This window comes from Bacteroides sp. An19, from assembly GCF_002160215.1.
In the GTDB taxonomy this organism is placed as follows: Bacteria; Bacteroidota; Bacteroidia; order Bacteroidales; family Bacteroidaceae; genus Phocaeicola; species Phocaeicola intestinalis.
Map to the genome: position 1 here is coordinate 1 of NZ_NFKD01000013.1, position 25964 is coordinate 25964.

The window sequence follows — 25964 nt, forward strand, 5'->3', positions numbered from 1 at the left end:
TGGTCCTTTTCGCTCCTGTTCTTCGTCAGATAGCCCGCTATCTTCCTCATCACAGAAGCGGAAATGCCTCAAAAACTCATCCCAAATCATCGCACGATAAATTCAAAACAGCTTCTAAGCCTGCTTGGAAAAAATATAATCAGAACAATAAACCAAACTATAATTTTAACCAAATTATCGAACAATGAAAAAGTTTTTCTTAAATGCGATGTTGTTTGCCGCATTGGCAAGCAGTGTATCACTGACTTCTTGTAGTGACGATGACGATCCTCAAGGCGGAGACCAAGGCGGAGGTGAAGAACCTACAGAAACCGTGGAACTTTCGGGTAATGTGGAAGGAACGATGACCTTGGATGCCAATACGGAATATCTTTTGACTGGTACGCTGACTGTACCCGATGGCGCTGTTCTTGAAATTCCTGCCGGAACTACCATCAAGGCACAACAGGGCTTCGACAAATACATCATTGTGGCACAGGGCGGACGCATCAATGCCCAAGGTACGGCACAGGCTCCCATCGTGTTTACGGTAGACGATGAAAGCAAGGCTGAGCCGGGCTATTGGGGCGGTTTGATTATCAATGGTAAGGCTCCTATTTCAGGTCCTGCAGGAAGTACCGCTACCGGTGCTACCGAGGTGGACAACAACATGGCTTACGGAGGAAGCGATGCTGCCGACAATAGCGGAACATTGCAATACATCGAATTGTGGTACACCGGAGCGCGCTCAAGTGCAGACATCGAGCACAACGGTTTGACCTTGAACGGTGTAGGTAACGGTACTACCATTAACAATGTATATATTGTAGAAGGTGCCGACGATGCTATCGAGTTCTTCGGAGGTACAGTAAATGTAAGCAATTTGCTTGCTGTAAACTGTGATGACGATATGTTCGACTTTACTCAGGGGTATTCCGGTACCTTGTCTAACTGCTACGGCATTTGGGAAGAAGGTTTCACCAGCACCGAAGAAGACCCGCGCGGTGTAGAAGCCGATGGTAACATGGACGGAAATGGTCCTGACCATACACCGCAATCAGACTTCCGTATAGAGAACATGACTATCGCTAATTTCTCTGATTATTCGATGAACGATGCTATCAAGGTACGCCGCGGTGCTACAGCACACATCACCAACGCTTTGGTAATGGGTACAGGTCCTGTAGAAAACCTGATTGACGTGACCGATGGAAAAGGCGGAGCAGGTGAAGGTACTGAAATGAGTGTAAGCAATCAGTTGGCTTCGGCTACTACCGATGGCGACTTGAACGCAGAAGGCACTTACGAAGGCATCGTGATGGAGGCTGGAAATACGGGTGCCAATACCAGTGCACTGTCATGGACAGGTTATCAGTTCCCGGGCGAAACCGAAGCTCCTGCACCTGCTACGGCAACTCTTTCAGGCGATATCGCTTCGGATATGACTCTCGATGCAAATACTGAATATACACTCGAAGGTGCTGTAGTAGTGAAAGAAGGTGCTACGCTGACCATCCCTGCCGGATTGACCATCAAGGCAAAAGAAGGTTTTGGCAATTACTTGCTGGTAGAACGTGGCGGTAAGATTATGGCAGAAGGAACTGCTGAGGCTCCCATTACCTTTACGGCAGAAGATGAAGCCAATGCCGGACCGGGTTACTGGGGAGGATTGATTATCAACGGTTATGCCCGTATCTCAGGCGTAGAGGGAACTGTAACCGAAGGTGCTACCGAGATTGATAACAACCAACCCTACGGAGGCGATGACAATGCCGACAATTCGGGCGTGTTGCGTTATGTCAAGCTGCTTTATACCGGAGCGCGTTCGAGTGCCGATATCGAGCACAACGGACTTACACTGAATGCAGTAGGAAACGGAACGGTGATTGAAAACATTTATATTGCTGACGGTGCCGATGATGCCATCGAATTCTTCGGAGGCTCGGTAAACGTAACCGGACTGCTTGCCGTAAACTGCGATGACGATATGTTCGACTTCACTCAAGGCTATTGCGGTACGCTGAAGGACTGCTACGGACGTTGGGAAGCCGGATTCACCAGCACCGAAGAAGATCCGCGTGGTGTAGAAGCTGACGGAAATCTGGACGGAAACGGTGCAGACCACGCTCCGCAATCCGACTTCACCATCGAGAACATGACTATCGAAAACTTGTCTGAAGCAGCCGAAATGGTAGACGCTATCAAGATTCGCCGTGGTGCGAAGGCTACTATTACCAATGCATTGGTTATCGGTACGGGTATGGTAGACGACTTGGTAGACCTGACAGATAGCAAAGGTGATGCACAAGCAACTACAACTATCTCTGTAACCAATGAATTGACTTCGACGCTTACAGGCGATGAAATACACGGAACAGGTGAGGTTACCGTAGCCGATGGCAATACCGGAGCTTCTGCCGACCTCTTCGGATGGACCGGATACCAATTCTGAAAATTATCCACATTCTCGTAAGGAGGATTGTCACGTAAAAAAGAAACGCGGAGAGCATACCACCAACAAGCTCTCCGCGTTTCTTTTGTCGTAAAAAACGATATTGAAATAGGAATATATTAAAAATAAGCTACTTATAAGCATTTCTCAAAAAACGAGGTAATGACTTGGAAACAGTCACAAATTCTGCAATATGCGGTAAATTTCTGTCAAACAACTCTTGTCTTAGCGCAAAGATAGTGAAAAGCAACCAAATTCTATTACCGTTTCCCATATTTCTTTTCAAATAATTCTGTATTCTTCTCTCCCCATGCAATCATAGCATCGATGATGGGAATAAGCGTCATCCCCAACGGAGTGATAGCATACTCCGAACGAGGAGGCAGTTCAGGGTAGATGGTCTTCGATACGAGCCCGTCCTCTACCAGTTCCTTCAGTTGCAAGTCGAGCACACGAGGCGTGGCTTCGGGAAATATCTTGTGCAATTCACTGGGACGCAGGGCACGGTGGCGCAGTTCGTCCAAGATGCATGACTTCCACTTGGAATCAATCAGGCTCATGGTCAGCCGCAAGGGACAGTCCAAATCTACGGGTATCTTTCTTTCGTACATGGTTTTATCTTTATTGAATGTTACGCCTGCAAAGGTAAGGATAATATATCGTAACGGGTATATACCGAATAATTTTTCAGTATATGAATAATTTTTCGGTACTTGTGCAAACTGGAGGAATCACCTACCTTTGTAGCATCAAAACAAGATAATCAATTAAACATTAGCATCATGAGAGCAAATATCGAAGAGTACAAGGCAGTGGAAGAAGCTGCCATGAAGTTTGTGAAAAGTGTGGCAGAAGGCAACAGCAAGTATGCCCGCGAATTGTTTATTGACGAAGCCGTCTTATTCGGCTACTTGGACGGGAAGCTGGAGCACGGCAGCATCGAGCAGTTCTACCACAATGTGGACACCGTAGGCGCAGGCGATGACTTCAAGGCACGCATCGACGTGGTGGACGTAGAAGAGACCCTCGCCGTGGTGCGCGTGCTGGAAGAGAAATGGGGAGGCCGTATCGACTTCACCGACTACCTGCTGCTGATGAAGATGGACGGCGAGTGGCGGTGCGTGGCGAAGGCGTACAATCAGAATTCGAATACCATTCAAAAGTAAGGAGGAAGCGTCATGAAGATAACAGTTATTACGGGAAGTCCACGCAAGCATGGCAACAGCTTTGCCATGACGGACGCATTTATCAGGGAAGCGGAGACACTCGGCCACACGGTGCGACGATTTGATGCCGCACTGATGAAGATAGGCGGTTGCCGTGCCTGCCAGACCTGCTTCAAGACGGGCAAGGCTTGTTCGTTCGACGACGATTTCAACCTTATCGCACCTGCCATTATGGAAGCCGATGCTGTTGTATTCACCATGCCAACCTACTGGTATTCCATCCCGGCACAGATAAAGGGTGTGATTGACCGCCTGTTTTCATTCGTGGTGGGCGGAAAGGATATCGCCGGAAAGAAATGCGGACTGATAGCCTGCTGCGAAGAAAACGACGTGACGGTAATGGACGGCATCCGTATGCCGCTGGAACGTTCTGCCGCTCTGCTGAAATGGGAGATGGCTGGCGAAGTGCTTATTACCGGAGTATTGAACGAAGGTGACATCAACAAGACGGACGGCTGCAAGCAAGCGGCTGAACTGGCGCATAAATTCTGAACGTATGAAGGTATTGTTGATTAATGGCAGCCCGAATCAAACGGGCTGCACCTATACCGCCCTGCACGAAGTGGAAACCACCTTGCAGGCAAACGGCATTGAGACGGAATTGCTGTATTTAGGCAAGAAGCCCATAGCGGGCTGCATCGCCTGTGGAGCCTGCATGAATACAGGACATTGTTTCCGCGACGACCTCGTGCAAGAGATACAGAAACGGCTGGATGAATTTGATGCCATCGTCATCGGTTCTCCGGTTTATTACAGTGCACCAACGGGGCAACTCGTTTCGTTCCTGAACCGCCTGTTCTTCGCCACGGAGAACCGCATGGCGGGCAAGCTCGGCGCATCAGTAGTATCGTGCCGCCGTGGTGGAGCCTCCGCCACCTTCGAGCAATTGAATCAATATTTCACTATTGCGAATATGCCTATCGTAGCATCGCAATACTGGAACTCGGTACACGGCTTCACACCCGACGATGTGCGCAAGGACAAGGAAGGCTTGCAGACCATGCGCATCTTGGGGCAAAATATGGCGTGGTTGCTAAAGTGCATTGAAAGCGGACGGAAGAACGGCGTTCGCAAGCCGGAATATGAACCGAGAATGCGGACGCACTTCATCCAAGGCAAATATGAATAACCAAACTTAACAAGAAAACTTATAGATTTTTGAGTAGAGGATGTTTCCTGTCCGATTTTGAATTTAACCAATGGGAGGATAGCAAGCGGTTTTGGTCTGCCCCAAACACAAACTTGCTACCCTCCCGTTGGCATCGTTTATAATCTCATGCCCTTGTCTCTCCTAAGCGGCTTAACAGTCCTTTTAATGGATGAGAACAGCCTGCCAAACTGTTCCTTGAACCATTCGCCAATCAGTTGCCCATTGATGGCAAGCGCAAGTTTGGATTTGTCTTTCGGGTCTTTCACCATTTGGAAGCCTGCTTCCTCGGTCGTGAACTTCCGCCTGTGCTCCTCCGAATAGAGTTCGCCCTCATAGAACAACGGCTTGCCGCTGATGAGCGTGGCGGTCTGCCGCTCGTTGAAGCCGACTTTAAGGCAGAATTTCTCCATGTACACCAACTCTTGGAACAGCGGAAACCATTTCTTGGCTTTTTGGATGATGGATTTCAGGAATGACACTTCCCTTTGGTGTTCCGCTTCCTTGTCCGCCATTTCTCTGCGGTGCTTGGCTTGCAGTTCCATCAGTTGACGGCTGTGTTCATCCTGCTGCCGCTGCATCTGTTGTTGCAACAACTCGATGCTTTCGTCACGGGCTGCAACCTCATTTTGCAGGGTGCGGTTGTCGGCTTCAAGTTCTTTCAGCTTGCCGCTTCCCAAAAGAGAACCGACCTTTGCCACAAGTGCCGTTTTCGCTTCGGTCTTGGCGGCTTCCAGCTTCTCCGACTTGATTTCCTTCCTGACTTCGGCAAGCAGCCGTTCCGCTTGTTTCTGTTCGGTCTGCAACTGCCTTATGTTGGTTTCAAGCTCTCCCGTCTGCCGTTTCAAGTCACGGTAGTATTGGGCTGTGGTGGTATGCCGTGCCTCTGACCCACGTATGCCACGATGCAAGCCGTACTTTGCCATCGCTTCAGCATAGCTATCGTGGTAGGCAACAAGCCGTTCACGGGTCAAGAGGTCATCTGCGCACAGGCGCACGGCGTTGGCTTTCTTGCGGTAGGTGCGTTTGCCCTCCGCTTGCTTCTTCCTCGCTTTCCTGCGCTCTCCCGTCACTATCGGAACGACCGTGGCATGGATATGTGGAGTGTGTTCGTCCATGTGCAGCACTGCCGAAACGGTGTTCTCCCTGCCGAACGTGCGGTGCAGCCATTGCAGGTTGTCATCGCACCATTCGGATAGTCTACCCTCGTCTTGTACTTTCACCATATCCTCATGCGTACCTGAAAGCACGATGCGGATTGCCCGTACTTGGTCGGACGTTATCTTACGCCTGATGCCAGCCGTGCGGATGCGGTGGCTTATCGCTTCGGTACGGTCTGCCACGCCATCGGGGAATTGCACCAGTTCACGGTTGAGATGGGTGCGTGTGGGGTCTGTGTTCTTGGGCGTGGTCTTGCGTTCTATGTGGTCGGATGCGCCCGTGTCAGCCGACCCTTTCGCCTTGTTGATTTGAATGCTTATGTATCCCATGTTCGTTTCTTGTTTTTGAGGTTCTACAAACTTGTTTGTCAATGTTCGTCCGCCTGCGGTCATGCCGCACAGGACAAACGGGGGTGTCCAGAGGGGTGCAACCCCATTGGCTCATTAGGGTGTTTTTAGCATGAGCGAAGCGGTGCGTGAAGAAAACGCCCTAATGAGCTATGGCTTTTTGTTTCCCAAAAGCCTGCGGTGGTGTCAGCGGTGATGTTGGCGGACATTGGTTGCTTTTTCTTTTCGCCAGCGACATCGGCTTTCCCTTGTCGGTCGGCAGGACGGAAGTCCGTCCGACCAGCCTACGGATGGCGATATTCACCTTTGTTGCTTTCCCGGCGGACTTGATGAGGGGTGAAAATCCGATGAATTGATGATTGGATAGTCTAATATACTGACAACTAATGCAATAACCTTTCATCAGCGTTTCATCAAACCGCTCGCCAAAAGAAAAGTGATGTGTGAGGCTGCATCCGCTTTCTCTTTTCATCAGCCAAATACTTTTGTTGAGGGTTTGATGAGCATGTAAGTCGCTGTTATTTTTTATGTTTACATATACTTTCATCATTTCATCAAAATATCAGAGTGTTTCCAACTGCACTTTGCTTACCGTATAGTAGCGTCCAATCCGTCTGACAGGTGAATAGTGACATTCGTGGTTGTAATCGTATTGGTAGGTGGTGTAAGAAAGCGAATTGGATACAGGAGCCGGCTTCCAGCATTCCTGCACCACTTTCCGAACCTGCGACTTCTCCACCTTGACTTGCGAGCAGACAAGCAACGGGATAATGTCATTGAGGCAAAAAGAAACAGAACTGATACCCGTGCTTGCCATGATGTCGAGCAGCAGTTCCGCCATCTCTATCTCCAAACGGTTGCGGTTGCTTCGGATAATCTTCCGCAAGGCATCTGTTTCCAGCTGCTTCGGGTTGAACCACATGCGGCTTTCTTTCTCGGTGGAGAGTTGCCTGTGTTGCAGGAAATGGAGAAAAGCTGGGATTTCCGCTTTCAGCTTTTGCAGGAAGTCTGTATCGTCATTCTTGAGCGGCACAATTTTCCGCACCCAATAGCGTGTCTCGCCAATGTCAATGATGACGGGCAGATGCTCGTTGTTGGAACACAACACGAACTTTGCGAAGAAGCCTATCTCGTCACGGTCTTTTCCTTTCGCCTCTACCTTGTAGGAAAGCGTGGTACTGAGATTCTTCAAACGCTCGCTGTCCTCACGGCGGTTGAGCAATACCTCGTCCACCATGATGAGCAGCTTGCCAGCCCAGTCGGAATTGAACTGGCTGCGGAAGTCCTCGTTGGTATTGAACGTCACGTTGTTTTGGAATACGGCTTTCAGGAAGTTCAGGAACGTACTTTTGCCCGTATTCCGTTCTTCGGACACGAGCAGGAGGATGGGGAGTTTCTGAACGGGATAGAGGTAGAGCAGCTGCAAGTAGTCCATGCCCAACTCGTACTGTTCGCCGAAGATGTGTTCCACCAACGAGCGGATGCAGGGAAAGTCGCCCTCCTGCGGCTGGTGGTTTATCGGCTCGTAGAGGTTGAGGAACTTGCCGACAACGGGCTGGTAGCCCACATGGTCGGGTACGGTGCAGAAGCCGTCATACTTCGGGACACTTGCCATGTAATCCTTGCCGTAGTCCTGCCGCAGGGTCTCGGAGTTCCATGCGATGCGCTTTCTCACATAGCCGCCGTCAATGCGGGGCTGGTCCACAATCTTGTAAAGCGTTGTGCCTACTCGGATGAATGTTTCTTTCTTTTCCATGTTTCAAATATAGGTTTTAGTGCCGCCGACACCCTGTCGGCAGGCGGATTAAACATGGCTGCAAAGCTACGGCATGACGGTTAAAACCTTGATACGTAAAACTATGCAGAACGGCGCAAAAGAAACCGACAAACAAGAAAATGCAGCGAAACGGGCAATGCCAGCCATCAAAAGGTGAAAAGAAAAAGCCCGAAGAAGCAAAACCGCACTTCTTCGGACTGATATGATAGTGGTATGGATGTGTAACCACACAGGCGTATTGACGAATGGATATATTGACGAATAATCGCACCCATTAACATTTACATGGCTGTCTGTCGCTTAACGAAAGCCACAGCATTTGTCTGTCTTTTCGCAAGCACATCCTTTCCAAAAGGGCATTGCGCACCCTTGCGGCATTGGGTGTGTTGATATGGAAGGCAAGTGCAACGACCATTGGCAGGGCATACGCTTCCGCATAATAGCCATTAGGCAGCCTGATACGCGTTTCCACCTCGCAAGATTTCAACACTCCGCTCTTATACACGGATCGGACGGTGGCACGGAGTGTAGGAACGATTACATTGAAAAGTTCCACCAGTTCCATTTCGCTCATCCATACGCTGGCGGCATCGGACGGTACAGCAACCCTGCCGTACTCGTCCATCGTGATTGTTGTCCGTTTCATACCCTGTGCGTTTATATGGCGAAACGTCCGCTTACCTTGCTCTCGAAATCGGATATGTCGTTTTCAAGTTTTTTGTTCGTCACTTTCGCGTAAATTTGCGTGGTGGTGATATTGGTATGTCCTAAAATCTTGCTCACGCTCTCTATCGGCATACCGTAATTCAATGCCAAAACAGCGAATGAATGGCGGCTCAGATGGAATGAAACCGTCTTTTCTATACCGCATCTTTTAGCTATTTTCTTGATGCGCTTGTTCACCATGTCAAGCGAGCCGATATTGAACAGCCGCTTGTCAGTCCTGAACGCTTCATGCCGCTTGATAATCTGCATCGGGATGTCCATCAACTTGATTTGGAACGGTACGCCCGTCTTTTGGCGTTTCGACACAATCCACGATGCACCATTCATTTCAATGATGTTGTCGGTGGTCAGGTTCTTGATGTCCGTGAACGAGATTCCCGTCCAACAACCGAACAGGAACAGGTCTCTTGCCAATGCAAAGTTGGGATTGTCCAGCTTGATTGCACTTAACGCCTGAATTTCATCCTCCGTGAGAAAGCCACGCTCCTTGTGGTCAGGGTCAAGATGGTACATCGCAAACGGGTTTCTCGCTATCTTCCCGTTATAGTGGGCTGCGGTGACGATGTGTTTCAACGGTATGGAGTATACACACACGGATGATTGTTCCAGCCCGACTTCGTTGCGCAGGTACAGGCAGTAGTCACGGATGAAGTCCTCGGTCAGTTCGTTCATCGCTATGTCCGTCCGCTTGTATTTCTTCTTGATAAACTCCGCAACATATCTCCTGACAATGACATATTTCAGATATGTGCGTTTGGAACGGTCTTTGCCCACCCGTTTGGCGAATGCCTCGTTCTCCTTATCAAAGGCACGCAACAATGTTTCATACTCCGTGCCTACACCTTGATAGGCATTGCGTACCATTTCTGCCGTGACAAACGCCTCACGGTCGGAAAGCCGCTGGTAGTGCTTCGTTATCTGCGCCTTGATGTTGTCAAGGGCATAATTGACCGCCACCGCCTCTCGGCTCTTGCCTTTCGCCCTGTTGCCTTTGGCATCCCAAAGTTCTTTTGAGATGCTCTGTTTGCAACTGAACTGTGCGATAGTCCCGTTGATTGTAACCCGTCCCATGATGGGGACAAATCCGTTCTTCTCTTTGCTTCCGTTTACATAAAAAACGGTCTTGAATGTACTCCTCATAATCCTTGCTTTTTGTTTGGTGCAAAATTAGTTTACGGGAGTTGTAAAGGCAGAATGTAAACCTACGCAGAACGCAGAAATAGAGACCGTTAGTGTTAAATGTGCATCAGGTGTCGGGTAATGATTTGGAAGTGCATCTATTTCTGCAATCTGCCTAAATCCGTTTTCCCGACCTTATGCCAATTTGTTCCATCCAAAGTCAAACTCTCTGACTGTCAGCGAGAATACTCAAATTTGCTTTATTCTGCGTTTTATCCTATTATTTTGTCGAAAAATTAGATACTTTTGTCATCCAGTACGATTTTTTTCGGCATTACTTGCCGCATGCTACAGCAACCTTACGTCTTATCAGTCTGCGCATGGGGATACGGGCACATGTGAAAGCCCCTAGTGAGCTTGCGGTAAATACGATACCCGTAGAAAGCATGATGTCGCCGATACCCACCAACGGAGAAACAATGCCGCCAAAAGCAAAGCCTAACGCACCCAATACCGCGGATGCCGTTCCGGCATGTTGGCGTTCGGCGTTCATGGCTAAGGTGTTGGACGATGTGAATGTCAGCCCCAGCATCACCAACAGGCAGAGCAACAATGTTTCGTAAATCCAAAAGCTGCACGAGGAACCCATCGCTGCCAGCAGGAGGATGGAAACGGCCAGCATGCCCTGGCTTCCGCGATAGAGTACCAGCTCCGGATGGCGGAACCTGACAGATAATGCCGCCGAGAAGACAATTGCCAGCGCATTGGCGCCGAAGCATACGCTGAACGTCATCGGCGAGAAGCCATAATGTTCTTGCATGATAAACGGGGCGGACGATATGTTGGCGAATAACACGCCCTGGGCAAACCCGAACTGCAGGATGTAGCATAAGTACTGGCGGTTATGCAAGACCGCGCCGAAACCGCGGAACACATCTGCCCAGTCTGTTTTTCTCCGGTTAGCTGCCGGAAGTGACTCGGTCAGGTGGAAGCTGCCTGCCAGAAGCAGGATGCCTATGCAGAACAAGCACCAGAAAATGCCTTGCCAGCCGATGCTTTCCGCCAGCATCCCTCCTCCCATCGGAGCAGCTACCGGAGCCACTCCGTTGATGGCGCCTATGATGCCTAACATCTTTGCCAGTTCGCGTCCGGCATATTTGTCGGCGGCTATCGAGCGCGATATCACAATCCCGCTTGCCCCGGCTATCCCCTGCACCAGCCGCCAGCCTACAAACTGCAGGGCGGTCTGCGAATATACGCATCCCAGCGTAGAAACCAGGAACAGAAACATGCCGGCAATCAGCAACGGGCGTCTCCCGTACTTGTCGCTCAGCGGTCCGAAGAACAATTGCCCCGCCGCCAGGCCTATCATGCTGGCGGTCAAGCCCAGTTGGACCATCGAAGAAGATGTGTGAAAAAAATCTGCCATCTCGGGGAAAGTAGGCAGATACATATCGGTGACAAACGGCCCGAAGGCGGTAAGCATACCCAAAAAGATTAAAATAAATACACGTGAGTTTTGTCTAGCCATAAATTATCCTTTCTTTTACCGCTGCAAAAGTACCAAAAATGTCGCGTGTACCTCTCTTGTTTGTCACACCCTTTGGCATAAAAAAACATTCTATAACAATATGAGGGGAACGGGCTTTCCCAAGCATGCAGAGGACACAGAACTCCGAGGCTTGTGCGAAGCCTTGGAATTCTGTGTGCCCTTAAAACCAATTCTCCTTGTCAGCTATCAATGATTGTAAGCCGACTCGCCGTGTTCGTAGATGTCAAGCCCTTCTTCTTCTACGCGCTTGTCTACGCGGAGCCCGATGGTAGAGTCTACTATCTTGAACAGGATGAAGGTAATGACCGCGCTGAACACGATAGATACCACGGTTGCTACAATCTGAACCCAAAGCTGGTGCCAGTCGCCGTAGAGAGCGCCTTGAACGCCGTCTTCGCCCGAGATGAAGCGGGTAGCGAATACGCCGGTCAGGATAGAACCGATGATACCGCCTATGCCGTGTACGCCGAACGCATCGAGTGCATCGTCATACTTGAATTTCGGCTTGACCGCAGCTACCATGAAGAAGCATACTATCGGCGTGATGATACCGATGCAGAACGCGCCCAGCAGGTCTACCGTGCCTGCCGCCGGAGTGATTGCCACCAGTCCGGCTACGGCTCCCGTACAGGCGCCGATGGTGGTGGGTTTCTTGTTGCAGAGCCAGTCGATGACCATCCACGTGATAGCCGCCATAGCCGTTGCCACATGGGTTACGAGGAAGGCGTTTGCGGCAAGCCCGTCGGCGGCAAGCCCGCTTCCGGCATTGAAGCCGAACCATCCCAGCCACAGGAACGAAGTGCCCATAAAGACGAAGGTCACGTTATGCGGCGTAATGGGATGCCCTACCTTATAGTCCATGCGCTTGCCCAGCATAATCGCCATGATTAATGCCGAAATCCCGGCATTGATGTGCACCACCGTACCTCCGGCAAAGTCGATGGCTCCCATTTGCTGCAGAAAGCCTCCGCCCCATACCCAGTGTGCCATCGGGAAGTAGGCAAGGATTACCCACAACGTGATGAACACGATATAGCCCGAAAACTTGATACGTTCGGCAAAGGCACCCAATATCAGCGCGGGGGTGATGATGGCAAACATGCACTGGAACATCACGAATACCAGTTCGGGAATGTTGCCCGCGGTCAGCGTATCCAGGGTGATGCCGTGGAGGAACGCCTTGTCGAATCCGCCTATCACACACGCCAGCGGGTTTCCTGACTCGGCAAAGCTGGTATCGAACGCCCAGCTATACCCGAAGGCTATCCATAAGATGCTGACCACGCCTACGATGAAGAGGGTTTGCATAATGACACTCAATACATTCTTCTGGCGCACCAAGCCGCCATAGAACAGGGCAATGCCCGGAATGCTCATCAATAACACTAAGATGGAAGAGGTCAGAATCCACGCTGTATTGCCCGAATCGAGCGCGGGCATATCCGCTCCGCTTGCCTCCTGTGCCAGCAGGGAAGGCGTGGAAATCAAAAGCATAAGAATCGCCGCGGCATACCTCATCCAGCATCTGCCGCCTTTTGTATATGTATCCATAATAAAATCTCGTTTAGATATTGTATTTGTATGACTTATGTGGCTTATTTCTCTTGTTCGGCGTTATAGAGCGCAATGTCCCCCCGTTCGCCGGTACGGATGCGGATGGCGTCCTCTACCGGGATGACGAAGATGCGCCCGTCGCCTATCTCGCCCGTCTGGGCGGCTTTCAGTATCGCCTGGATGGTTTTCTCTACATTCTTTTCGCGCACCACGATGGAGAGCAGGATGCGCTCTATCGAGCTTGTGTCGTACACCACGCCGCGGTAAATGCGGCCTTCGCGGGTCTTTCCTACGCCCCGCACGTCGTAATAGGAGAACCACTCGATGTCAGCATCCAGCAATGCTTGTTTCACATCGTCGAACCGTGTTCTCCGGATAATCGCTTCAATCTTTTTCATCTTGTATTTGTATTTTGTAGTTAGTACTTTGCCAGAAATGTTATCCCTCAATCTTTTACCTCTCGTTTATCCTATCAAAAACTTAAGCCTGCCACGAAATAGGCGCCTTCTGTTGCCGGGTTCCATATCGCCTGCGCAAAGACGGGCAGGGTCCACGAATCGGTGATTTTCAGTTCCTTGGTGGCTTTAATGCCTACCTCGCTCACGGCAAATCCGTTCTTGCCTCCGTTATAGAAATCGTTCTCCCAGGGCGTGGCTCCTACCGTGGCTTCCCAGTCAAGCCCGCCCAGACGGAAAGGAGCCGAAAGGGCGATGTATGAGGCATACGCACGGTCGCCGTCCGAATTATACCCTACATTGCCGGCGAAATTGGTGTACCAGTTTACGGCAAGCACGCCGAAATCATATCCCACTTGCGCCTCGAACGTGTGGTTCGTGTCGTGTGCTCCGTAATGGAAATACGCCGGCCCGTTGTTGAACCAATAGTCCGTTACAGATACGCTGAACCCGCCGATGCCATACCCCAGCGTAAGGTCGAACTCTTTCGTATCTGACTTCTCGAACCCTACCGACCCCCAAGCCGAGAGCGAGAACCCTTTGTAGGCGATGGAGAGCGAGGGTTGGATGCTGACATTCCCCAAATCTTGCCCGCGCCAGATATATCCGCTCACCAGGTCGGCTCCCACACTTGCTTCCACTTTGTCTTGTGCCATCAGCACTGCTGGAGATAGTATTGCAACTGCAATCCATGCTCCTCCTTTTTTAAGTAATCCTTTCATAGTTTCCTGATTTAATCATTCATACCATTTAAACTAACACATTTACAGTTGTTATCCCGGATAAACATCTTTTTGTTTTATTACACTGCAAATTTATGTCTTTTTGTTTTTGTTTTAAGCTGAATGAGTGCACTTTTTAAGCATAATAGCTTGTTGTGTTTTAAATTGAAAGGATTTTCTATATAATGTGTTGCAAAATGAAAAATATTTTGATGAATTGTGGACGAAATGAAATCAAATAAAGATTTAATGTAAGTAAAAAGATTCAGTATTCCTTGTTTTGTTTTCTTTTTGTTTCTTGTGGGTGAGATTTTGTGTGCAAAAAGAAATGTCAGAAACTGTTTTGAATTTATTGTGTACTGATTTGGAATATGTTTTTGAGAACCCTTCCCGACCTTCCATTATGGGGGGAGGCTGGGAAGGGATGTAATGAGGAAGATAGCGGGTTGTTTGTTTTTTACCTGTTTCCCATATTTATTCGTCGGTAAGTTTCCGGGTCATCATGAGCTATCCCTTCTTCGTCCAATTCGTCAAGAATCATTGTGTCGGATGTTAATTCAACAATTAGAAAAGCTTCCTCATAATTACCGTATTCGTCTGTCCATGAAATATACAAACGGTCTCCATTTAGATAGTAAGTGCCATACTCATCTTCAGAAACAACCTGTCCATCGCTCATAAATATCCATATGCGGGAAGTATGAATTTCAGATTGCCATGCGCCTACAATCGAACTTTCAAGGTCATTATCATCATCCGAGCAGCTTACTGCCATCAATGCCATAACAGTAAATAGCCAAAATAATCGAATTGTTTTCATAAGTATTAAGATTAAAGAAGGTGTGCCGAAATAGGATTTGGCACACCTTACTCTTTGTTTGGTTTATATATCAGAAGTTTAGTCCCAATGTAATGGAAGTGGTTGCGAATTTTGTTTTTTCGGCTATCTCGTTGAAGTCGGTTCCATATTCTACTCCTACATGTAGTACACGGTAATCAAATCCTACACCAAGATGCCAGCCGGCTTGGAAGCGTCCCCAAGCTTCATCGCCCATATCGTCATCATCGAACAGGTTAATATCTTCCGAATCTGTTTCGTCGTTATAAGTTACTTCGGCTTTATTCTTGCCAAGGAGATTTATGCGGAAGTCTAATCCGAAGTAAGGGCTGATGGAAAAGTCGTCTGTGATGTTGAACCGATACAATAAATTTACAGGGATATTCAAAGAAAGCATTGTGACTTTATTTGAATAGCTGGCTTCATATCCGCCATAAGAATCAGATTCTTCGTCCTTATAGCTTCTGTACTGAACGCCTGCACCTACCTCCATGTACAAGGGTAACTTTTGGGTAAGCCCGAAGCCTCTTAACCAACCAACGGTCAATCCTTTGAATTTTATATCATCCGCATCGTCATAATCAAATTTCAACTTTGAAGGATTGTACGATACATAGATGCGATTCCATCCGCTAGTCTTTACGGAAGTGACATCAAATGAACTGCTGTTTGATGTGCTACTGGATGTGCCTGAATTAACGAACTGTGCAGAAGCACTGGTTGCCAAGCCTATAAAAGCCAACAACACAAATAACTTAAACTTTTTCATGATACATAAATTTAAAAGGTATTAGTAATTAAAGTTCATTCGCCAGATATTGGCTGTACCTGAGGTACTTCCACGTTGGGAGATAAAATAGATGTATTTCCCGTCTCTGCTCCATACGGGGCTGAGGTCATCGGCGGCATGGTAGGTGAGTTGTGTCATGTCCGTGCCGTCTGTTCTTGCTACAAATATGTCGGTATTCAAATAAGTGAATGTCCCTGATGTTATTTTGCTGCTTCCTACAAACAACAGCCATTTCCCATCGGGTGAAATTATTGGAGAAGTGAAACTTCGTTCGGGGTCAGAGATAATGCATTCCTCTGTGCCTGTATGATAATTTATTTTCCATATTTCGCTTTTTCCTGCTGCATTGGGACGGGTACATACAAATGCTTGTTCTGATTTTACAGGATACGGATTCATGCCACTGGTGAATGTTGAAAGGAAATTGTTTTGTACATTATAACTCCAGATACTGACACTTTTCAGCTCTTGTCTGGCAAAGAATATTTGTGTCATGTTTGTTGAATAAACGGGGGAATAATCTTGACTTCCACTGGTGATTTGCCGACACACATATCCCTCTTTGGCATCGGTGCGGAATATCTGGTTTGTTCCCCCGCGAGTTTCTGAAAAACAAATGTATTTTCCATCGGGTGAATAAGAAAAGTCCAGCACAGCCGAACGATTGGTTCGTTGTACAGAACCTCCTTGTTTGTTTAAATCTTTTATAAAGATGTTGGTCGTGTTGTTGCGTGCTGAAAGATAGGCGATATGTTGTCCGTCGGTTGAAGTGTCTAATATGCGATTGGAGAGCCAGTCAATGCGTTTGTTCCCGTTCCGTTTTACGATGGGCATACATACACAATCGGCATCTGATGTGATACGGATGAATTGGTTACTGGATTCTTCTGGAACTGAAACTACGGAGTAGTCTACTTGTTGTGCTTGGATATATCCGCCGAATCCGGTGAAAATGCATATGCCTGTCAATATAATTTGCTTTACTTTGTTGTTCATATTTTGTGTGTTTGACTGTTTAGATATACAAAGAAAAAAATATATATTAACAAAATGAAGTAAAAGTGTCCCCAATAAGTGTATATGTTTATATATTGGGGACATTTTACTTTAATTCATTCGAATAGCAGGCAAAGAAATCGTGCTTTAATAAAATGGAAATGCGCAATAACAAATCAGTGTCGATGGATTTCTTGTCGTATATTTTGTATACATTTGTTCTGCAATACGACAATTCTCTGGCCAGCCAAGATACTGTTTTTCCTTGTTTGTCCATTTCTTGTTTGATGAGTTGACCGATATGCATTGTTTTCATATATAATTAAGGTATAACAAAAATATAGGTAAACATTAAAAAAGATATGGGAATCTGTTTTCCGGTTTGTCTTGTTTCTTGAGAGTTTGCGTTATTCCCTTAGGAAAAGACAAGTATGAATGTCTTCATTCCGGAAAGATTGACATATCTTCATTTTGTTATCTTTTATCAGTTATGTTTTGCAATTATACTCTGCGCGGTATGGATTTGTGCATTTTTGTTGATGTTGTCACAGAACACAAGGGCTCACAGGCAACACTGCAAAGACAATTCCTTTTTTGTTTTTACAATATTCAGGAAGTAAAAGATAAACGCATGAAAAATATCTTTCTTTACATGTAATACCGTCTGCCATTATTCATAGTAATTGGTTAGACATAACAAAGATATAAGTAATCATGGAAAATTCAAAATTTTCATACATGCAATTTGTCAAAAACGGAATTTTTTTCATACATTTTTCCTATATGCTGGAGGAAATGTATGATAAGATGGTGTGCTGAAATAGGATTGAACTATCAAAAAGTATGTCTGGAGGCGCATAGCGAAGGATTTCGTATGCATCGGTTTATGTTTTCGAAATCCTTCACTGTGCTGGCAGTGATAAAATGAAAGCAGACTTTTATTTTGGTGCGGTTTCATGTCAGTAGTTCGGTTTCAGGTCCTACTTGGTTGTTCGTGGGTCTCGCGTTTCCATTGTTCTATCGGCATGCTATAGAGCCAGGAGGTTTTCTCCTCTTTGCGTTCTACGAAATAGACGTACGAGATATCGTTTTCCACAATATGGATGTTGTCGTTGGGCGTCACTACAAGGAGTTGGAGATGGAGTTGCTTGCACAGGGTGATGAGGTAGCGTGCCTTGTCTTCGTCCTGTGCCTTGAATGCCTCGTCGATTGCCACGAACCGGAACGAATCACTTTGCAATCCACTTTTGGTAAGTCCGAACTGGTAGGCAATGGCGGAACCGAGGATGGTATACGTCAGCTGCGCTTTTTCTCCTCCCGAAAGGTGTCCCATATTCTCATAGGTGGTTTCCTTGTGTCCGTTCTGGCGGTTGAATTCTTCTGCTTTGTAGGTGAACCAGAAGCGTACGTCCATAACTTTGGCTCGCCATTCCTCGTCTGCCAGACGGCTCATAAACGGTTCTACGTGTTCGTAGAAGTGTATTCGCCTGCCGTCGGATGTGGCATTGATTTTCTGTACATTCGGAACCGCTTCGTCCATAAGCCGTCTGAACTCGCTGGCTTCTTCACTGATTTGTGTAAGGGCGGTGAGCTGGATGTAGGTAACGGGACGCATCCGGTAATCGATGGCTTTCAACGAGTCATTGAGCATATCGATGTTGCTCTTGATGGTATGCATCCAGTTGATGAAGAACATCCGGAACTCGCCCACTTTATCGGTGAGTGTCTTTTGCAGATAGCCGTCGAATTGCTTTTCGTACTTGGGCAGGTTTTCTTTTTCCAGCCTTTCCAGCATTTGCCGGTAGGCGTCTATCAGTTCGATATGAGTGGCATCAGGCAAAGTGTCTACATCGGCACGCCAGTCTTTAAAACGGGTGAGGATATCCTCATCGGGATGCTTGAAGGCGGTAATTTTCACTTTTGCCTCGTCTTCGTATCCGCGTTTTTCCGTTTCCAGTTTTTTGCGCTCACGCTCGTTCTTTGCCTGGAACTTGCCGCGCTCTTGTTTCAATTGGTCGTAAGAAAGTTCGCACAAGTAGGCATAATTCTTTTCGAAATCAGTGAAGAGTAATGACCGGATGGACGAAATTACCCGTTGGTTTTCGTCTATTTCCCGTTGCAACTGTTCGATGCGGTATTCGGCATGAATCATTTTCCGGGTGTGTTCCGGAATGTCAGTCACCGAGAGGCGGTGCTGTTCTTCGTGTACATTTTCCAGTTGTGTCTGGAGGGTGTGCAGATGGTCATTCCCTTTTTCCAAGGCTTCTTTTTCTTCCTGTTTGCGTTGGATTTCGCCTACGAAGCTTTGCCAGTCTATTTTCTTGAAGTCAGGGAATAAGTCTACCAATCGGCGGTGCAAGGCACACCGGGCTTCTCCTTCTGCAGCTTCTTGCCGGATGCGGTCTATCTCTCGTGCAAGCGTGGCGTCCTGTTCCTGAAGTTGGAGCAATTCTTGTTGCAAGAGACGTATCTTTTCTTTATTCTCCCAGCCCAGAACAAAATTCTCACGGCGCAAGATGTGTGGACGATCGTCTTTCTCGTGGCGTTCGCCGGCAAATTTGACCAGTCCTTCGCGGGTAACCACTTTTTCTCGGTAACGCTCGAATGCGGACAGTGTATCGGCACATGTGTAGTTGTATTTTTCCAGAATCATGTCGCGCACCCATTCTTCGTATTCGCTATCGGGACGGATTTCAATTTTGTCGATGACTTGTCCTTCTTCGCCAGCGGAAAGCTGGTACGTCTGCATACCGGCAAGCAAACCTGAGGGCGTATAGCGGTAGAACATCACCCGTCCTTTCAAGTTGGTGGTATTTACGTATTCGTTGACCTGATGGTAATATTTGTCGGGCACAATAAGGTGGAGTGCGAAGTGGTGCAGGATTTTTTCCAGTGCTATTTCCCATTCTTTTTCGTCTTCAGCCACCCGGCATAATTCGCCAACGAAAGGAATTTCTTCTTTCGAAGCTCCTGTATGCGCTAAAATGGCGTCACGGATTTCGGTTTCGCGTAAGGGAATGTTGTTCTTGTTTTTCTGGAGCATTTCTACTGTGTGTACCAGCTCTTCTACCTGCTGTGCCAGTTTTTTTTGTTCATTTTCTGTCTGGACTTGTTTTCGGATACATGTTTCCTTGGTTTCCGTCCATTCTTCAATCTGTTGTGCAGCCTGGGCCCGCTGGGCGTTGAAGGTCTTTTCGTCGGGGTTGGGTGAGAACCCGGATTTGCTGGCAAGTTCGTTGTAAGTGTCCATTGATGCCATTCGCTCGTTGCGCACTTTTGAGAGGCGTTCGATGTCGGTTTCCAATTCTTTCAGTTTACGCCCGACTTCGTCTTTCTCGATGGCAAGCGAGAGTGTGCGTTCTTCCTGCTTCAGCTTTTCTTCACGCTGGCGCAGGTGTGCGATTTCGGTTTCCAGTTTTTCTTTTTCCTTCATTGCCACATCGAGTTTCTCCTTGGCAAGGTCTATCAGTTGTTTGGCAAACCAATAGACAGCTGTGTCTTTGTCGGTCATCAGCTGGTGAAGCCGTTCGTCGGCACTTTCTATTTGGGATGCCAGGCTGGCTATCGGCTGGAGCATCTCTATTTGGGTGCGTGCTTTCTCAATGTTGACTTTGGCGTCTATCAGGGTAGTAAAACTATCTTTCAGTTGTAGGTACTGGGCTTCGGCATCGTGTTCTTCCAGCATATTGATGCGGATAAATTCATCGAGGTCGTCAAGCACTTTCACGCCCACAATCTGGTTGAACAGGCTCAGTGCCTTGACCGAACGCATACCGAACAGTTGGGTGATGCGCTCGGCATAGCCTACTGGTCCGTCGAAGAACTCAACCAGCGTGCGTGCTCCTTTGTAGGATGCCTCCAGCCTGCGCCGCCATACACCTTTGCCATCGAAGGGCTGAAAGTCTTTTTGTATTTCCAGGGGGACATGGGCAAGCCCGAAACTACGTCTCAGTTCTCCACCCGAGAACCAGCGCACCTGGAAGATGGTAACTACCCGCTGGTCTGTATTCGAAAACGAGGCGAGCAGCACCGAGTAGGCACTTTTGTCACGCAAGGCTTGCGTGGTGACTCCCCGTTCACCTTCTTTCTGTATATTACCGTAATGTCCCAGTACATAGGTTTCTTCGGTACGGTTCCCTTTCTTTTCCACGCCCGAAGACTGATTATAGAAACGGTCTTTCTTAGCTGGCACCAGTAAAGTGAGCAACGCATCGATGATGGTGCTTTTGCCCGAAGCATTGGCTCCGGTAAGCAAGGCATTGTTGCCTTGTGGGGCAAGTCGGAAGATGCGTTCGTGGAATGTGCCCCAGTTATAGATTTCCATATAGTCGAGGCGGAACCCCGCCGTATCCGAAGATGTACTAAACAGATTCAACATAGCTTTCGAGTTTCTTTTTAAATTCTACCAATTGGTCGAGTGTGACCTTTTCTTTGATAATGCGGTGGATTTGATAAAAGGTACGCCCTTCTTGCTCTCTTTCTATCAGGAATCCCAGTTGCACCATACGGGCGATGTACGAGTCAAGTTCGTTTAAGAGCTTGACACGGTTGAAGCGTTCGGGGAGGAATAGTTCGATGCGTTCTTTCAGTTCCTTGCCGGTGATGTAGCATGCGGTGGTATATAGCTCGTCAAGGTTGCTGTCGAATTCTTCGAGCACCTCGCGGAGGATGATGGCGAGCACTGAACATTCGAATCCCAGCGGCTTGCGGGGCACCAGTCCCAGGGTATTGCCACTCTCGTCGGTCATCTGTTTCAGGTAAGCGAATCCTTCGTCGCGTTTTACAATCAGTTCCAGCCCGATTTGTGAAATATATTTCTGGATTTCTGTCTGGTAATGTAACAGGTCGTTCCAGCATCGGTCGGTGGTATTTACCGGACCTTTCAACAGGCAGACCACTGCCCGTGCGTATGGGGAGATGTAAGATTCTAAGTTCATTCGTTTTTGAGTTTTAAGTTCTTGGGTTTTGGAGTTTGGGCTTACCACAGAGGAAATAATTGAAATACTCAGTGTCCTCTGTAAACATGCACTTCATCGCACGACAATGATTTCGGGAATAACAATTGCTTTGTGCTGTGTTTCGTCGAACGTTACGGTCTGTGTCCGCTCGGCATGGATGATATGCCGGAAATCGCGTATTACACTGATGTAGCCGAATAATTCCGACAAACCCTGCTGTAAGCCACCGTTTTCCTGGATGACATCGCCTAATGTAGTCTGACGCTTGTGTCGCAAGGCATGCTGAATGTGTTGTTTCAATGTGCGTCGGTCTATACGGTTTTGCACGAACAGGTTCTCTGCCGAATGGGCTTCGCTGATGTCCGAACTTGCCATTTCCAATGCTTGTCGATAGATGACTTCTACGTTTCGTTCCAAGGTGAGTTTCCGTTCCAGAGGCATATTGATATCAGGTAGTGTTTCTACTTCCAGCGATACATCGGGCGTGATGCCTTTTTGTGCCAATGCTAACAGGGACGACTGGATGTCGGTTATCACCCGTTGGATGGCAATGGTAGGTATCGTTCCGTTTTCGCAGATGATGCGGCTCAGTTTCTCTGCCATCTTGTCATTTGCCTGATATACTTTTTTCCCGGCGGAATAGAGGTATTGCTTCATATTTTTCAGGAAGGTGTCGTTCACCTCCAACCGCTTGTCGTCCAGCGTGTCGTAGAGGTGTTCCACCAGTTCATCCCATGTGTGTTGTAATGAAGGGGTCAGCAGGAAATCCCAAAAGGCATAAAAGCTTTTGCCTTGCGGACTCTGTTGTAGGTTTGCCAAGGCATCGAAGGTAAAGCCCAGGATGTCACCTTTTGAATATGCTCCGTCGGCATGTCGGCGGTAGATGTCCTTGGTAATGCTTTTAAAGTTTTCTTCTACCTCTTTGAAGTCGGAAAGCAATTCTTTTGCCGACTGGCTGATTTGCTTGAAGCGAGGCAATATCTGGTATTCCTCGAATATCTGTGCGTCACCTCCTGCACGGATGGACTGAATTTGGTGTTCTATCTCGCGCTTTTTCTCTTCCAGCATCCGTATGCGCTCTTCCTTGTCTTCGTTGGTAAACTCTACCAGTTCCTTCAGTTGTCCGAAGAGATTCATGAATTTCGATTCCGTGCCCACGAATTCCTCACGTTTCAGGCTCAGCAGCCAGTCGATGGTTTTGCTGGTATAGAGTGATAGCTCGTAAAATACTTCGCCTGTTTCTTCCTGATAGTTGCGCAAGAATCCTTTGTCGGTCCACCGTTGGATGTATTTGCCTGCCTTTTCCTCGAATGAATCGAATTCTGTGATGCCGCTTTCTTCGTCCTGTTCTAGTCGTACAGCGCTCAGGTAGTCGGCCAGTTGCATGCGTAAGGATTCGAAAGGCACGGCGGTCTGCCTATGATAAAACATTTTGAAAAGAAATAGGATAATCAGTTGCCGGTTGCGCAAGCGGAGCAGTTCCACGCAAGGCGAAGTTCGCAGGATTTCGGATAACACTTCAGTTTGTAACGCCATTCTTATTTTCAATTAGTGTGCAAAATTACAAACTTCTTGTGGAAATCAATAGCAGTGCTAGTGGAAAATTTTAAGGACTTCCGGAGAATATCCTATTCATATATCACCACAGAGGCCATGGGTAAAATGATTTCAGTGTGTCCTCTGTGGTGAATCGGTGTATCAGATACAGTTGAGGCAGGGTTATTCCGCCAGCGTGAAGTCGAGCTGCTTCTTCTCCAGGTTGGCGCGTGCCACCTTGATTTTCACCGGGTCGCCCAGGCTGAACTTGCGGTGATGGCGGCGTCCGATGAGGCAGTAGTTTTTCTCGTCGAACTCGTAGTAATCATCGCCCAGGTCGCGCATCGGCACCATGCCTTCGCACTTGTTCTCGTTGATTTCCACGTAAATGCCCCATTCGGTGACGCCCGAGATGACACCGTCGTACACGTTGCCGATGCGTTCGCCCATAAACTCTACTTGCTTGTACTTCACGGACGCGCGTTCGGCGCTTGCCGCGGTCTGCTCCATGGCAGAGCTGTGCTCGCACAATTCCTCGTACTTGTCGGCTTGGGCGGTGCGACCTCCGGCTTCGTAGCGGGTGAGAAGGCGGTGCACCATCAGGTCGGGATAGCGGCGGATGGGCGAGGTGAAGTGGGTGTAATAGTCGAACGCCAGCCCGTAGTGCCCGATGTTATGGATGGAGTAGCGGGCTTTCTGCATGGCGCGGAGCGATACCGTCTCGATGAGGTTCTGCTCTTTCTTGCCCGACACGTCGCTGAGCAGGCGGTTGAGCGAGCGCGACACTTCGGTCTTGCTTCCCCCCGTGCGTATCTTGTAGCCGAAGCGGGCGATGAACTGGTTCAGGTTTTCCAGCTTCATCGGGTCGGGCAGGTCGTGGATACGGTAGGGGAATACTTTCGGCTTCTTGTTTTTGGGCACTTTGCCGATGTGTTCCGCCACGGTGCGGTTTGCCAGCAGCATGAATTCCTCTATCAGCTTGTTGGCTTCTTTCGATTGTTTGAAGTACACGCTCAGCGGCTTGCCTTTTTCGTCGATTTCGAATTTCACTTCCACGCGGTCGAAGTCGATGGAACCTGCTGCCATGCGCCGTGCGCGGAGCTGCTGGGCGAGGCGGTTCAGTTCCAGTATTTCGTAGGTATAGTCGCCCGTTCCGGTCTCGATGATGGCTTGCGCCTCTTCGTAGGTGAAGCGGCGGTCCGACTTGATGACCGTGTGGCGGATGCGGTAATCCTTCACTTCGGCGTTGTCGTTGAGGGTGAAGATGACCGAGTAGGCGAGCTTTTCTTCATTGGGGCGGAGCGAGCAGATGAAGTTGCACAGGCGTTCGGGAAGCATCGGGATGGTGCGGTCGACCAGGTATACCGAGGTGGCGCGCTTCACGGCCTCCTTGTCGATGGCGCCGCCTTCCTTCACGTAGTGCGACACGTCGGCGATATGCACGCCCACTTCCCACAGCCCCGGCTTCAGTGGGCGGATGGAGAGGGCGTCGTCGAAGTCTTTCGCGTCCTTGGGGTCGATGGTGAAGGTGGTCACGGTGCGGAAGTCCTCACGCTCGGCATAGTCCTCGGGGGTGATTTCCGCCGAGAGCTTCTCCGCCGCGGCTTCCACCGATGCCGGATAGGTATAGGGCAGCCCGTATTCCGCCAGGATGGCATGCATCTCGGTATTGTTGTCGCCTGCCTTGCCCAGCACGTCCACTACTTCGCCGAAAGGATTCTTCGCCTCGTCGGGCCACTCGGTGATGCGCACCACCGCCTTGTCGCCGTTCTTTCCGCCTTTCAGCTTTTCCTTCGGGATGAAGATGTCGTTTGCCAGCGTACTCGATTCGGTGAGCAGGAAAGCGTAGTTCTTGGTCACTTTCAGCGTGCCTACGAAGGTGGTCTTGGCGTGTTCCAGGATTTCGATGACCTGCCCTTCGGGTTCTTTGCGCTTGCGGCGTGCACAAAGGCTCACTTTTACCCTGTCACCGTTCATGGCGTGTGCCGCGTTGCGTTCGGCGATGAAGATGGGTTCTCCTCCGTCATCGGGCGTAAACGAGTTCTTACCGTTGCTTTTGCGCTGGAAGATACCGGTCAGCACTTGTCCTTTATCGTTCAGTTTATATTGTCCGTCTTCGGTTTTGATGAGGAATCCGTCCTCAGCCATTTCTTGCAGGATATCCGTGCAGAGCATTTTCAAGGGGTGTGTAGTGAGTTTCAACCCCCTGAACAATTGTTTCAGCCCGAAGGCCTGTCCTGCCCGCAGTTGGAAATAACTGATGAGCAGTTCGGCGAGTTCTTTTTTCTTCATGCGTTTCCCGCCTTTTTTTTCTTTCTTCTTCTTAGCCATAGTCGGTAGTTTTTTTTCTTCCTACAAAGTAAAGAAAATAAATGGAATCTTGTTTGTTTTGAGGCATTTTTATTTAGATAGTCTTCAATCGTGGCAGATATTCATGAAGGCTAATTGTAATTGTAATGATTGTAACGGAGGCAGAAGCGTTACAATTGTTACAATTACAATTAATTGAAAACGGCTTTTTCTGTGTGTGGCATAAAAAGGAAGAGTGTATTGATTATTATAGTATATTATATATATTATAATATAATATATATAATATAAATTTTATGTTCACTTTTTCTCCTCCCAT

At 48.4% G+C, this 25964-nt stretch carries 21 protein-coding genes and 2 pseudogenes; 5 read left to right on the forward strand and 18 right to left on the reverse strand.

Features of this window, described 5'->3' with window-relative positions; genetic code table 11:
• Positions 1–184 precede the first annotated feature (184 nt).
• Both B5F25_RS07350 and B5F25_RS22435 read left to right on the forward strand, forming a co-directional pair.
• A pseudogene (locus tag B5F25_RS07350) lies at positions 185–1357 on the forward strand (hypothetical protein); the annotation flags it as partial.
• Between the two features lie 39 nt (positions 1358–1396).
• Positions 1397–2431: pseudogene (locus B5F25_RS22435) on the forward strand (hypothetical protein); the annotation flags it as partial.
• 260 nt (positions 2432–2691) lie between these two features.
• Here the strand turns inward: B5F25_RS22435 and B5F25_RS07355 are convergent.
• Positions 2692–3042, reverse strand: coding sequence for a helix-turn-helix domain-containing protein (locus tag B5F25_RS07355; protein ID WP_021928858.1), 351 nt, complete (start codon positions 3040–3042; stop codon positions 2692–2694).
• A 171-nt stretch (positions 3043–3213) separates the two neighbouring features.
• Between B5F25_RS07355 and B5F25_RS07360 the strand changes: the two genes are divergently transcribed.
• Genes B5F25_RS07360 through B5F25_RS07370 form a run of 3 tightly spaced genes read left to right on the forward strand, consistent with a single transcriptional unit; the run spans position 3214 to position 4786 of the window.
• Positions 3214–3597 (forward strand): nuclear transport factor 2 family protein, encoded by a 384-nt coding sequence (locus B5F25_RS07360; RefSeq protein ID WP_021928857.1) that lies wholly within the window; start codon positions 3214–3216, stop codon positions 3595–3597.
• A 12-nt stretch (positions 3598–3609) separates the two neighbouring features.
• The gene (locus B5F25_RS07365; protein WP_087207705.1) at positions 3610–4149 is read left to right on the forward strand and encodes a flavodoxin family protein; all 540 of its coding nucleotides are present in this window, start codon (positions 3610–3612) and stop codon (positions 4147–4149) included.
• 4 nt (positions 4150–4153) lie between these two features.
• Positions 4154–4786: a flavodoxin family protein gene (locus B5F25_RS07370; RefSeq protein ID WP_087248637.1), complete on the forward strand. Its 633-nt coding sequence runs from the start codon at positions 4154–4156 to the stop codon at positions 4784–4786.
• A gap of 137 nt (positions 4787–4923) precedes the next feature.
• Here the strand turns inward: B5F25_RS07370 and mobV are convergent, their stop codons facing one another.
• The 17 genes from mobV to rnr all read right to left on the reverse strand — a co-directional run bounded on the left by mobV (position 4924) and on the right by rnr (position 25666).
• On the reverse strand, positions 4924–6294 hold the full coding sequence (gene mobV / locus B5F25_RS07375; protein WP_087248703.1) for a MobV family relaxase: 1371 nt from the start codon (positions 6292–6294) through the stop codon (positions 4924–4926).
• 160 nt (positions 6295–6454) lie between these two features.
• Positions 6455–6784, reverse strand: a complete 330-nt coding sequence (locus tag B5F25_RS07380) for a hypothetical protein (RefSeq protein WP_021896288.1) — start codon at positions 6782–6784, stop codon at positions 6455–6457.
• A gap of 90 nt (positions 6785–6874) precedes the next feature.
• Positions 6875–8068: a DUF5906 domain-containing protein gene (locus B5F25_RS07385; protein WP_087248639.1), complete on the reverse strand. Its 1194-nt coding sequence runs from the start codon at positions 8066–8068 to the stop codon at positions 6875–6877.
• Positions 8069–8363: 295 nt separating this feature from the next.
• Positions 8364–8735 carry a hypothetical protein gene (locus tag B5F25_RS07390; RefSeq protein WP_072530733.1) on the reverse strand — a complete coding sequence of 124 codons (372 nt, stop codon included), beginning with the start codon at positions 8733–8735 and terminating at the stop codon, positions 8364–8366.
• An 11-nt stretch (positions 8736–8746) separates the two neighbouring features.
• A complete protein-coding gene (locus tag B5F25_RS07395; protein WP_087248641.1) occupies positions 8747–9955 on the reverse strand; it encodes a site-specific integrase in 1209 nt (402 codons plus the stop codon).
• Between the two features lie 313 nt (positions 9956–10268).
• Complete coding sequence (locus B5F25_RS07400; RefSeq protein WP_087248643.1) at positions 10269–11465, reverse strand: multidrug effflux MFS transporter; 1197 nt, start codon at positions 11463–11465, stop codon at positions 10269–10271.
• 207 nt (positions 11466–11672) lie between these two features.
• Positions 11673–13037 carry an ammonium transporter gene (locus tag B5F25_RS07405; protein WP_013618447.1) on the reverse strand — a complete coding sequence of 455 codons (1365 nt, stop codon included), beginning with the start codon at positions 13035–13037 and terminating at the stop codon, positions 11673–11675.
• Positions 13038–13081: 44 nt separating this feature from the next.
• Positions 13082–13438, reverse strand: coding sequence for a P-II family nitrogen regulator (locus B5F25_RS07410; protein ID WP_013618448.1), 357 nt, complete (start codon positions 13436–13438; stop codon positions 13082–13084).
• Positions 13439–13512: 74 nt separating this feature from the next.
• On the reverse strand, positions 13513–14217 hold the full coding sequence (locus B5F25_RS07415; protein ID WP_022040779.1) for a hypothetical protein: 705 nt from the start codon (positions 14215–14217) through the stop codon (positions 13513–13515).
• Positions 14218–14674: 457 nt separating this feature from the next.
• Positions 14675–15037, reverse strand: coding sequence for a hypothetical protein (locus B5F25_RS07420; protein WP_022040778.1), 363 nt, complete (start codon positions 15035–15037; stop codon positions 14675–14677).
• Positions 15038–15107: 70 nt separating this feature from the next.
• Positions 15108–15824 carry an outer membrane beta-barrel protein gene (locus B5F25_RS07425; RefSeq protein ID WP_087248645.1) on the reverse strand — a complete coding sequence of 239 codons (717 nt, stop codon included), beginning with the start codon at positions 15822–15824 and terminating at the stop codon, positions 15108–15110.
• Between the two features lie 21 nt (positions 15825–15845).
• On the reverse strand, positions 15846–16841 hold the full coding sequence (locus B5F25_RS07430; RefSeq protein WP_022040776.1) for a PD40 domain-containing protein: 996 nt from the start codon (positions 16839–16841) through the stop codon (positions 15846–15848).
• 106 nt (positions 16842–16947) lie between these two features.
• Entirely contained in the window at positions 16948–17157 is a 210-nt protein-coding gene (locus B5F25_RS07435; protein WP_191763348.1) for an XRE family transcriptional regulator, read from the reverse strand.
• 657 nt (positions 17158–17814) lie between these two features.
• Positions 17815–21219 (reverse strand): SbcC/MukB-like Walker B domain-containing protein, encoded by a 3405-nt coding sequence (locus B5F25_RS07440; protein ID WP_087248647.1) that lies wholly within the window; start codon positions 21217–21219, stop codon positions 17815–17817.
• A complete protein-coding gene (locus B5F25_RS07445) occupies positions 21203–21778 on the reverse strand; it encodes a DUF4194 domain-containing protein (RefSeq protein WP_022040772.1) in 576 nt (191 codons plus the stop codon). Before B5F25_RS07445 ends, B5F25_RS07440 begins: the two co-directional genes overlap by 17 nt.
• Positions 21779–21871: 93 nt before the next feature.
• A complete protein-coding gene (locus B5F25_RS07450) occupies positions 21872–23335 on the reverse strand; it encodes a DUF3375 domain-containing protein (protein ID WP_087248649.1) in 1464 nt (487 codons plus the stop codon).
• A 183-nt stretch (positions 23336–23518) separates the two neighbouring features.
• On the reverse strand, positions 23519–25666 hold the full coding sequence (gene rnr, locus B5F25_RS07455; protein WP_087248652.1) for a ribonuclease R: 2148 nt from the start codon (positions 25664–25666) through the stop codon (positions 23519–23521).
• Positions 25667–25964 lie beyond the last annotated feature (298 nt).

What these genes read in the sequence shown, in the direction of transcription:
- B5F25_RS07355 (WP_021928858.1), bottom strand. Translation starts at nt 3,042, where the DNA reads ATGTACGAAAGAAAGATACCCGTAGATTTGGACTGTCCCTTGCGGCTG.
- B5F25_RS07360 (WP_021928857.1), top strand. Translation starts at nt 3,214, where the DNA reads ATGAGAGCAAATATCGAAGAGTACAAGGCAGTGGAAGAAGCTGCCATG.
- B5F25_RS07365 (WP_087207705.1), top strand. Translation starts at nt 3,610, where the DNA reads ATGAAGATAACAGTTATTACGGGAAGTCCACGCAAGCATGGCAACAGC.
- B5F25_RS07370 (WP_087248637.1), top strand. Translation starts at nt 4,154, where the DNA reads ATGAAGGTATTGTTGATTAATGGCAGCCCGAATCAAACGGGCTGCACC.
- mobV (WP_087248703.1), bottom strand. Translation starts at nt 6,294, where the DNA reads ATGGGATACATAAGCATTCAAATCAACAAGGCGAAAGGGTCGGCTGAC.
- B5F25_RS07380 (WP_021896288.1), bottom strand. Translation starts at nt 6,784, where the DNA reads ATGAAAAGAGAAAGCGGATGCAGCCTCACACATCACTTTTCTTTTGGC.
- B5F25_RS07385 (WP_087248639.1), bottom strand. Translation starts at nt 8,068, where the DNA reads ATGGAAAAGAAAGAAACATTCATCCGAGTAGGCACAACGCTTTACAAG.
- B5F25_RS07390 (WP_072530733.1), bottom strand. Translation starts at nt 8,735, where the DNA reads ATGAAACGGACAACAATCACGATGGACGAGTACGGCAGGGTTGCTGTA.
- B5F25_RS07395 (WP_087248641.1), bottom strand. Translation starts at nt 9,955, where the DNA reads ATGAGGAGTACATTCAAGACCGTTTTTTATGTAAACGGAAGCAAAGAG.
- B5F25_RS07400 (WP_087248643.1), bottom strand. Translation starts at nt 11,465, where the DNA reads ATGGCTAGACAAAACTCACGTGTATTTATTTTAATCTTTTTGGGTATG.
- B5F25_RS07405 (WP_013618447.1), bottom strand. Translation starts at nt 13,037, where the DNA reads ATGGATACATATACAAAAGGCGGCAGATGCTGGATGAGGTATGCCGCG.
- B5F25_RS07410 (WP_013618448.1), bottom strand. Translation starts at nt 13,438, where the DNA reads ATGAAAAAGATTGAAGCGATTATCCGGAGAACACGGTTCGACGATGTG.
- B5F25_RS07415 (WP_022040779.1), bottom strand. Translation starts at nt 14,217, where the DNA reads ATGAAAGGATTACTTAAAAAAGGAGGAGCATGGATTGCAGTTGCAATA.
- B5F25_RS07420 (WP_022040778.1), bottom strand. Translation starts at nt 15,037, where the DNA reads ATGAAAACAATTCGATTATTTTGGCTATTTACTGTTATGGCATTGATG.
- B5F25_RS07425 (WP_087248645.1), bottom strand. Translation starts at nt 15,824, where the DNA reads ATGAAAAAGTTTAAGTTATTTGTGTTGTTGGCTTTTATAGGCTTGGCA.
- B5F25_RS07430 (WP_022040776.1), bottom strand. Translation starts at nt 16,841, where the DNA reads ATGAACAACAAAGTAAAGCAAATTATATTGACAGGCATATGCATTTTC.
- B5F25_RS07435 (WP_191763348.1), bottom strand. Translation starts at nt 17,157, where the DNA reads ATGAAAACAATGCATATCGGTCAACTCATCAAACAAGAAATGGACAAA.
- B5F25_RS07440 (WP_087248647.1), bottom strand. Translation starts at nt 21,219, where the DNA reads ATGTTGAATCTGTTTAGTACATCTTCGGATACGGCGGGGTTCCGCCTC.
- B5F25_RS07445 (WP_022040772.1), bottom strand. Translation starts at nt 21,778, where the DNA reads ATGAACTTAGAATCTTACATCTCCCCATACGCACGGGCAGTGGTCTGC.
- B5F25_RS07450 (WP_087248649.1), bottom strand. Translation starts at nt 23,335, where the DNA reads ATGGCGTTACAAACTGAAGTGTTATCCGAAATCCTGCGAACTTCGCCT.
- rnr (WP_087248652.1), bottom strand. Translation starts at nt 25,666, where the DNA reads ATGGCTAAGAAGAAGAAAGAAAAAAAAGGCGGGAAACGCATGAAGAAA.